Genomic DNA, 9,362 nt, shown 5'->3' with positions numbered 1-9,362 from the left:
GGGCGGCGGGCGGCGGGAGAGGGTGAAGAGACATGGCTGTGGCCTTCACCGCACCAGCTTCGGCACCACCCGCACCATCGTCACCATCACGAGCAGCTCCACCAGCGTCTGCGTCACCACCACCAGCGGCGACAGGTCGTAGGCCGCCGGCAGGGCGAGGACCAGCGGCAGCACCACCAGCGAATTCCGCGTCACCGCGGAGAACACCACCGCCCGGCGGGACGCCACCCCCAGACCCGCGACCCGACCGGCCACACCACCGATCACGGGCATGATCAGCGAGAACATCACATACACCGGCACCACGGCCACCAGGTCACGCCACCGTGCGGACACCCCGTCGATCTGCGAGGCGACCACCACCGCCAGGACGACCATCATCAGCGGCACCATCAGACCTGCGGACAGGCCGGACAGGCCACGTCCCGTCGTACCGATGACGCCACTTCTACCGGACGCCCACTGCGTCACCCCGGCCGCGAGCAGTGGCACCACGATCAGCCAGAGGAACGCCGAGACGAACGGCCCCATGTCGATCGACGCCACCACCTCCGCCCCGGCGAACAGCCGCAGCCACACCGGCAGCAGCACCATCTGGGCGAGCATGAGCAGGGGAGTCGCCGCGAGCAGCCGGTCCGCGGCCCCACCGGCCAGCCCGGTGAAGACGATCACGTAGTCCACGCACGGTGCCAGCAGCACGAACAACACCCCCACCAGTAGAGCCTGGTCGCCCGCGATGAACCTGGTCAGCACCCACACCACCACCGGCACGCAGAGGAAGTTCACCACGACCACGGTGACCAGGAACCGCCGGTCCCGTAGGGCGTGCCAGATGCGGGCGAAGGGCACGGCGAGGAAGGTGGCGTAGAGCAGCAGTCCCAGCGCCGGGTTCACCGCATGTTCCGTCGGCCCCGCCACCGACGGGACCGCCAGCCCCACCACCGCACCGACCAGCAGCGCACCCAGGTACAGCGCGACCTGGCGGTCATCCGTCCAGGTGGTGAGTCGGCTCCACATGGGCACCAACTCTAGGGCACACCGGCGGGCACACCGGCGGACACACCGGCGGGAACGTCAGCGGAGACGCTCCGCCGGCCCCGGCTCACCGCAGCGGTAACCGACGGAAGGGGAGCACCGCGTCCCCGCAGCGCAGTTGCCCGGCGTCCAGATCCACGGTGAGGTCCACCGCAATGCCGGCATCCACGGCGGCGGCGTCCTCCCCGACCACCATCCGGCAGGTCTGCGGGTGCCAGGCCCCACGCCACTCAGCCTCAGACGACACCACGGCCACGTCAGTGCCGGTGGCCTGCTCGGTCGCCCCACCGACCATCTGCCCGACCATCTGCCCGACCATCTGCCCGACCATCTGCCCCACCGTCCGCCCGGTCACCGCCACCGTCGCCACGACCTCCGCTGCCCCCGATCCGCACACCAGCACAGTCGACCCCGGTGGCAGATTCACCGTCACCGGCTCCCCCGAGACATCCGTCCCGATCATCCAGCCGGGCAACGCAGTCACCGGCACGTCCCCGGCCACGTCACGCGCACCGGCCGGCAGTCCCGATGCCGGGCGGGCCAGCAGACCGCAGGCGGCGGCGGCGAACGGTACCCGGGCGGCGTCCTCCGGAAGGACGCCGAGGAACACCCGGCCGGCCGGTCGCGTCAACGCGGCGAGCCCGGCGTAGGAGCGCTGCGTCGGCCCGTCCGGCCTCGGGGGAGCGGCCGAGACCACGACCGGTGGCTCGGCGCGGAGCCCGGCGGCGAAGTGTTCCAGCAGGTCCAGGTCGCACACCACCGGATCGCGTGGGCCCCACAGATCATGGTGCGGCGGGTGCACGTGGAACCACAGGCGCTCCGGTGTCCGCTCCGTGACCTGTCGGCTGAGCCGGTGGCGGCCCCATCCCGCGGCTGTCCCCACCCCGATCACGGCCGTGGCGGCCGTCACTGTTCCCCACACAAGCGTTCCCCTGTCATGTATCTTTCACGGTAGAATGTACATCACGGCGCGCCGCGGGGTCGACGCATCGGGGGATTTCCGGGGGACCCGGGGGAGAACACCATGAGAACGACAGGCCTGCAGGTCTCCGGCTACTCTTTCCTGCTGCGGCGGTTGGAGCTCGCGCTGGTCACCGGCGACCCTCGCATGGCACACGATCCGCTGCGCACCCAGCGTCGGGCGGTGGGTGTCGGTGTGCTGCTCGCCCTGCTCGTCGCCGGCGGGATGCTGCTGGTGGCGATGCTGCGTCCGGCGCCTTCTGTGGGGGACGCCGCACTGGTCACCGACGAGTCCGGGACGCTGCACGTGCGGATCGGGGAGGTTTTCCATCCGGTGACGAACGTGGCCTCGGCGCGGCTGCTGCTGGGGTCGGCGGAGTCGCCGTCGAAGACCACCGCGGCGAATCTCGCCGAGTTCGGGACCGGCCCGCCGGTCGGCATTCCGGATGCGCCGGGGCTCGTGCCGGTCGGCGACGGTGCGGCCGACGAGTGGGCGTTGTGCGGGCCGACGGTTGTCGCCGCGTCCTCGATGGCGGACGCCGGGCCGCAGGTCCTCGCCGCGCCGTCCGGCCACTGGTTGGTCGTCGGGGGCGAACGGATGCTCATTCCGGAGGCGGGTCCGACGGTCGCCCGGGCACTCGGAGCGGTGCCGGTGGTGGTCGATGATGAGGTGGTGGCTGTGCTGCGGCGCGGGCCGGATGTTGTGCTGCCCCGCGGGCCGTCCGGACTGCCGGGGATGTTCGGGGAGCAGGGGACGCTGGTGACCGCGGGGGAGAGGGCCTTCCTGGTCGTCGACGGTGGGCTGGCAGAGGTCACGGGGACGCGCCGGGCGGTCGCGGAGGCTCTGGCGTCCCCGGCGGGCGCTCCGGTGGTCTCGGACCTGGGGTCGGTGCTGGAGGTGCCGGGGGCGACCGCGTTGGAGCGGGTGCCGGTGGAGGCGTCGTTCCGTGAGACGGCCGGGGTGTGTGCGGGGGCGACGCTTGTCGAGGTGCCGGAGGAGGCGGGGAAGGAGCAGCGGGGCCGGCACTATGAGGGACCACGCGGGACCGTCGCCGTGGTGACCGAGCGGGGACTGGCGCTGGTCAGTGAGTCCGGTGTGCGCTACACGGTGCCCTCGCCGGAGGAGTTGGCGGCGCTGGGGGTGCTGGATGACGGCGAGTTGCCGGTGCAGGTGCCGTGGCGCGTCATCGAGTCGCTGCCGGACGGTGGGGAACTGTCCACCGAACGGGCGCGGCGGACCCTGGAGGTGGGGTGAGGTGGGTGCCTCGTGAGCGGACTGCCCACAGTTCCTGTGTCACAGCGGGGCACGATGAAGCTACCAGTACCGAGACGCGGAATTCAGGTACCTGACTACCGCCTCCCGGTACTGGTAGCGACAGTGAAGCACGCTCGGTACTGGTGCTGACTGAGGGGTCGAGGGCCGCGGACGGCTGCAGGGGGCTGCAGGGGGCTGTCGGTACAGCGCCACCCACTCAGCTCCGTGGCCGACGCCTCACCACCGCACCGAGCACCCCGACCAGCACCAGTGTCGCCAGAGCCAGGGGAACCAGCAGGTCAACGCTCTCCTCCGGGGCGGCCACCAGGTCGACGGACTCCGCCCACGGGCCTGCTCCGGCATCTGCCCCGACCCCGGCAACATCCCCACCCCCAGGCTCCCCACCCATCACCGCAGCCACCGCAGCCGCCGGATCCACCACCGGCACACCACCGGACCGGGCGGTGGACACCAACACGTCCCGCACCTGCGCCGCCGAGAGCTCCGGGCGCACCTGCCACACCAGTGCCGCCGTCGCCGACACCACCGGGGCAGCGAAACTCGTGCCTGCGAACGGTTCCGGATCACCCACGACCGTCACCTCACCGGTCCCGGTACGCAGCACGGTAGATACCGGGCCGCCGGGTGCCGCCAGATCCACCCACGGCCCGGGCACCGAGTAGCCCGCCCTGACCCGCCCCGGCCCGAGATGGTCGAGCAGGGTGACGTGGGCGATGCGGGCGTCCACTGCGCCGACGGTGAGGACACCGGGCAGTGAGGCGGGGAACGGTGTCCGCCCCTCGGCGCACTGGCCGGAGTTGCCGGCCGCGGCGACGAGGAGCAGCCCGGCGTCCTCCGCGTCAGCGACCGCCCGCCGCAGCTCGACGGTGTCCTGGCAGGCCACCAGCGACAGGTTCACGATCCTCACCCCGGGGTGGTCCCCGGCATGGGCGACGGCACGCTCCAGCGCGTCCACCAGCCCGGCGACGGTGCCCGACCCGCGGTCGGTGACCTGCCGGTGGGACACCACCGTCGCGCCGGGTGCGACCGTGTGCAGCACCCCGGCGACCGCCGTCCCGTGCAGGACGCAGTGGTCACTGTCGGTGCTGCCGTCCCCGGCCCGGCCCGGCACCACCCAGGGGGTGGACGCCCCGGTGTCCACCAGTGCGATTCCCACGCCCGTCCCGGTGGCGACATCATGGGGAAGGGCGGCGTCCACCGGCAACGGCTCCCCGGGTTCGGGTACCCCGCACTGTTCCGGACTGTCCTGCGCCGACGCCACCGGTACCCCGGACAGCAACAGGGCCGTGGTGCACACCGCCGCGGTGCACACCACCGCCGGCCAGCGACTCATCCGATCCCCCTGACCAGATCGAAGACGCCGGTGGTGGCGATGAGTGCGGGCACCGCGACGGAGAACGCGACGGTCTCCAGGATGTCGACGACCCGCCAGGCCAACGGTGAGGCGATCCTCACCGCGGGCAGGAGAACGGGAACCAGGGCCACCGCAGGCCACGGCGGGGCGCAGTGCACCAGGGTCCACACCGCCACAGCGACCGCGGTGACCGTCACCGTCACCGCGTGGACCGGGCGGCACCCGCGGGCGGACAGGCCGGTCACCGCGACCGTCAGGCAGGCCACCACGGTGACCCACCCGGGTGCGGTTCCCGGCGGGATGAGCTGGACCACGCCCGCCGCGATGACCACGCAGCAGGCGATGACCAGGGCTGCGTGGACGCGGCGGGCCCGGTCCACGGCCGCTTCCCCGTCCTTCGCGGCCTCGGCGGCGGACCGGTCATCCCGACTCCGCACCCGGTCCGCCGCGGTGAACAGGCCGGTCGCCGGGATCCGCGGCAGTGCCACCCCGGCCAAGCCCAGCGCAGTCTGCCCGGCGACAACCAGTCCTGCCATACCGGCCAGCACGGTGATGCCCGGCCAGATGTTCACCGCCGCGGCGAGCGCCAGGACCACCGTGACCACCCGTTCCGGGCCGGGACGCCACACCGAGCACGCGGCGAGCACACACCCCGTGAGTACGTTGACCTGCACCCCGGCACCGAAGGCGAGAACCGCGGCGAGCGTGGTGAAGCGACGCTCGTGCAGACTCGCGGCCGCAGCGGCGACCGCGAGCACGAGGGTGAGTACGGTGCACAGCGTCGCCGCCGTGCCGGCAGGGTCCCCGGCCCCGTTCAGCAGGCTGTGTGCCCGGTCGCTGATCTCCAACGGGTGCCACACCGGAGCCTCCGGACTGAACGGCGGCAGGACCAGGGTGGCGGCGGCCGCGAGGACGGCCGCGACCCACACCGACGGGTTCTCCGGCAGATCACCGCTGAGCAGGCCGACGGTGTCGGTCGGTGGGGCGGGCACGGTGGCGCGTGCCAGGGTGAGACGCTCCCCGGGGCGGACGCCGGCCTCGGTCAGTCCGTGTTCGGGGCGCAGCACCCCGGTCGGGCCGCTGAGCTGCCAGTGCTCGCCGGGTGTGGCGTCCACCAGGTGCGGCAGAAGTTCGGTGACCGGGACGGTCCCGGACACGGTGGCGTCGAGGACGCGGTCGCGCCCCCGGTCGTCGACGACGGTGATGCTGACAGCGATCACTGGTGGATTCCCCCTGGTGAACGAGTACCGGCGAGCAGGTACTGGTGAACAAGTGCGGTGTGAGGTGCCGCGGCCCCCTGCGGAGCGGCACGTGACGGCGAGTTTAGGTGAGAAACATTCCGCGCGCATCCGGATTGCTGTATTGTCGCCGAACACAGGCGCAAGCCAGACATCATGCCGTCGGGGGCCGGGGCCACAGGGGGCGCGGGCGGGGTCGACGACGGGGATTTTTTCGAGGGGAACACCAGGTGCAGACGCAACCACCACCGTCACTGCCGAAGAACAGACAGCCGTTCCTGCGGCTCCTCATGCCCGCGGTGATGCTCGTCGCCGTACTCGGCATGGTCGCCGCGATGATGCTGTCGGGGATGGCCCGCAGCCCGATGACATTCATCTTTCCTCTGATGATGATCGGCTCGATGGTGATGATGTTCCAGCCCGGCGGCCAGGACGTCGACGAGATCCGGCGCAGTTACCACCGCCATCTCGACGCGCTCACCGACGGCGTCCGGCGTGCCCGCAGCACCCAGCGGGAGGATGCCGAGCGTCGCCACCCCCACCCGCAGGCCTTGTGGACCCGCGCGGTCGAGGGGGTGGACGGGCCGGACGTCGAGCCGGGTGTCGTCCGTCTCGGTACCGCTGTCCAGGCCCCCGACGATCCGCTCGACATCCCGGTCGACGTGCCGCCGGAGGACCTGGAGCCGGTGTGCGCGATGAGTCTGCGTGACCTGGCGACGAGGCACGCCACCCTCGACGCCCCGGTCGCGGTGGACCTGCGGGAGTTCCCGGTCGTCGCGGTGACCGGGCCCGGGGCGTCCGACCAGGTCAGGGCGATGCAGGGGGCGCTGGTGCTGCAGGATCCGGGTGCGGTGAGCGTCGACGGGCCGCACGACCGCTGGCTGCCGCACGACGGCGCGCTGCGGATCAGTTTCCGCTACGGTGCCGAGGTCTGTGCCGGGCCGGTCTGTGCCGGGCCGGTCGGCGCAGGGCCGGCACGACCTGCCCCCGCCACCCCCGCGCACTGCACCGTCGTCGCCGACCCCGACGAGGACGCCGAGGAGACCGCCCGGACCCGTGGCCTGCTGCTCCACTCCGACGGTGAGGTCCTCTCCGCCTGGACCGTCGACGGCTGGCGGCCTTTCGCCACCGCCGACCGGCTCAGCGACGTCGAGCTCGCCGCCCTCTGCCGTGCCCGGTGCACCAGGCGCAGTGACACGTCGCTGCTGGACTTCCCCGGCGGTGACCTGCGCGCCCCGATCGGCCGGGCCGGGCAGTCGCCGGTGTACCTCGACATCCGGGAGTCCGCCAAGGGAGGCATCGGACCGCACGGACTGTGCATCGGTGCGACCGGGTCCGGTAAATCCGAGCTGCTCAAGGCCGTGGTCACCAGTTTCGCCCACCACCACAGCGCCGGGGAACTGAACTTCGTACTCGTCGACTTCAAGGGAGGTGCCGCCTTCGCGGGCCTGGAACGGCTGCCGCACACTGCGGCGGTGATCACGAACCTCTCCGAGGAGGCGGTGCTCGTCGACCGGATGCAGGACGCCCTGCTCGGCGAGATGCACCGTCGGCAGGAGACGCTGCGTGCCGTCAACCTGTCCACCGCCACCGACTACAACCGGCGTCATCCCGGCGAGATGCCGTCACTGTTCATCGTGGTCGACGAGTTCTCCGAACTGCTTCACGCCCGTCCGGAGTTCGCCGACGTCTTCGCCGCCGTCGGGCGCCTCGGCCGGTCACTCGGACTGCATCTCCTGCTGGCCAGTCAGCGGCTGGAGGAGGGGCGACTTCGCGGACTGGAGTCCCATCTCAGCTACCGGATCGCGCTGCGGACGTTCTCGGCGGCGGAGTCGCGGGCGTTGATAGGGTCGACCGCCGCCCATGACCTGCCGGCTTCCCCGGGTGCGGCGATCCTCGCCGAGGCAGGTGGGGCGGGGCAGGTGCGGTTCCAGTCGGCGTATGTCTCCGGGCCCGAGGTCCCCGCCGACCGGCGGCTGGTCCGAGAGCTCGGGGTGGAGCCGGAGGCCACCGGCACGACCATGGACCTCGTCGTCGACCGGTTGGCCGGGCCGAACCTGCGTCCGATCTGGCTGGACCCGCTGCCCACCGATCTGCCGGCCAGCCGTGTCCTGGGGACGCGCGCCGCCGGCGTGACCGACGCCGCCTCTCCGCTGTGCGTCCCCGTGGGGCTGGAGGACCTGCCCTTCGACGGTGAACAACGGCGGCTGGACATCGACCTGCGACGTCGCCACTGGGCCGTCGTCGGGTCCCCGGGCACCGGCAAGACCACCCTGTTGCGCACCCTCACCGTCGGCCTGACGCTGACCAGCCCCTCGGTGGCGGTGTATGTCCTGGATCCCGGGGGCTCCCTGGCGTCCCTGGCGCGGTTGCCGCAGGTCGCCGCCGTCGTCGGGGTGGACCGTATCGGCCGGCTGCTCGACGAGCTGGAGCAGGACGCCCCGGACGGTGTCTCCCACCGCGTCCTGGTCATTGACGGGGTGGACGTCCTCGGCGAGAACGACCGTCGCCTCGCGGCCCTGGCCGCAGGTGGTCTGGAACGGGGCGTCCACGTGGTGGTCACCGCACTGCGCTGGACGTTCCGGCCGAGCCTGCGTGACCTGCTCACCGGGCAGATCGAGCTGCGGATGGCGCCGACGGACTCCGCTTTCCGAGACGCGCAGCGCAGTCTGCCCGACGTGCCCGGCCGCGGCGTGTCCCCGGCCGGACGCCACATGCAGACCGCCCACTCCGACGAAGAGGCGGTGGAGCACGCCCGCCGGGTCAGTGTGGCCCGTGGTGAGGTCGACCTGCGGATGAAGCTGCTGCCGGAGAAGGTGGGTCTCGCCGCAGCCGGACCGGTGCTACCTGGACAGGTCATCCTCGGTGTCGGCGGGCCCACCCTCGGGCCGGTGACCTGGGACCCGTCGGTCATGCCGCATCTCACCGTCGTCGGCCAGGCCCGCAGCGGGGTGACGACGACCCTGCGCACCGTCATCGCCGGACTGGCCGACCCCGCGGCATGGCCGGTCGGCGGTGTGGAACTGCTTGTCGCCGACGGGCGTCGTGGCCTGCTCGGGGTACCCGGGTACCGCTCTCCGGCGGGCTTCGCGGAGGAACTGGCCCGCCTGGTGGTGGTGCTGCGCGGGCGGATACCGGACGACGTCACCGCACTGAGTCCGACGGTGCTGCGTGAGCGCAGCTGGTGGACCGGCCCGGAGCTGGTGGTCGTCGTCGATGACCTGGACCATTCCGCCGACCTCGCCGCAGCACTCGACATGCTGGTGCCGCTGCTGCCCCATGCCGCGGACATCGGCCTGCACGTGGTCACCGCCCGACGCAGTGCGGTGATGGGGCGCAGCACCTACACACCGTTGTTGCAGGGGGTGCGTGACTCCACCGCCTGGGTCCTGCTCTCGGCACCCCGCGAGGACGGGCCGGTCGCCGGTCAGGTGCTGCGGCCCACCGCGCCGGGGCGTGGCGTCCTCGTCGTGGGTGACGCCGTGGAGCTGCAGGTGGC

General features: G+C 72.3%; 6 protein-coding genes. 2 read left to right on the top strand and 4 right to left on the bottom strand.

Annotation, left to right across the window (positions count from 1 at the left end; all coding sequences use genetic code 11):
• Positions 1-45 precede the first annotated feature (45 nt).
• On the bottom strand, positions 46-1,017 hold the full coding sequence (locus tag QZV72_RS12710; protein WP_297008951.1) for an arsenic resistance protein: 972 nt from the start codon (positions 1,015-1,017) through the stop codon (positions 46-48).
• An 85-nt stretch (positions 1,018-1,102) separates the two neighbouring features.
• Positions 1,103-1,945, bottom strand: coding sequence for a hypothetical protein (locus QZV72_RS12705; protein WP_297008950.1), 843 nt, complete (start codon positions 1,943-1,945; stop codon positions 1,103-1,105).
• A 114-nt stretch (positions 1,946-2,059) separates the two neighbouring features.
• Between QZV72_RS12705 and eccB the strand changes: the two genes are divergently transcribed.
• Positions 2,060-3,250 (top strand): type VII secretion protein EccB, encoded by a 1,191-nt coding sequence (eccB, locus tag QZV72_RS12700; RefSeq protein ID WP_297008949.1) that lies wholly within the window; start codon positions 2,060-2,062, stop codon positions 3,248-3,250.
• 217 nt (positions 3,251-3,467) lie between these two features.
• Here eccB and QZV72_RS12695 read toward each other — a convergent pair whose 3' ends face one another.
• Together QZV72_RS12695 and QZV72_RS12690 are read right to left on the bottom strand one after the other, a co-directional pair.
• On the bottom strand, positions 3,468-4,604 hold the full coding sequence (locus QZV72_RS12695) for a S8 family serine peptidase (protein WP_297008948.1): 1,137 nt from the start codon (positions 4,602-4,604) through the stop codon (positions 3,468-3,470).
• A complete protein-coding gene (locus QZV72_RS12690) occupies positions 4,601-5,845 on the bottom strand; it encodes a hypothetical protein (protein ID WP_297008947.1) in 1,245 nt (414 codons plus the stop codon). Before QZV72_RS12690 ends, QZV72_RS12695 begins: the two co-directional genes overlap by 4 nt.
• A gap of 248 nt (positions 5,846-6,093) precedes the next feature.
• Here QZV72_RS12690 and QZV72_RS12685 point away from each other — a divergent pair.
• A partial coding sequence (locus QZV72_RS12685; RefSeq protein ID WP_297008946.1) for an FtsK/SpoIIIE domain-containing protein occupies positions 6,094-9,362 on the top strand: 3,269 nt, incomplete at its 3' end.

The sequence above is a fragment of the uncultured Corynebacterium sp. genome, from assembly GCF_902782855.1.
GTDB lineage: Bacteria > Actinomycetota > Actinomycetes > Mycobacteriales > Mycobacteriaceae > Corynebacterium.
Note: the sequence above shows the minus strand (reverse complement) of the source record. Positions and strands in the feature narration are given on the sequence as shown.

Bases quoted from the DNA above. Each gene is read 5' to 3' on its own strand.
- QZV72_RS12710 (WP_297008951.1), bottom strand. From the start codon at position 1,017: ATGTGGAGCCGACTCACCACCTGGACGGATGACCGCCAGGTCGCGCTG.
- eccB (WP_297008949.1), top strand. From the start codon at position 2,060: ATGAGAACGACAGGCCTGCAGGTCTCCGGCTACTCTTTCCTGCTGCGG.
- QZV72_RS12695 (WP_297008948.1), bottom strand. From the start codon at position 4,604: ATGAGTCGCTGGCCGGCGGTGGTGTGCACCGCGGCGGTGTGCACCACG.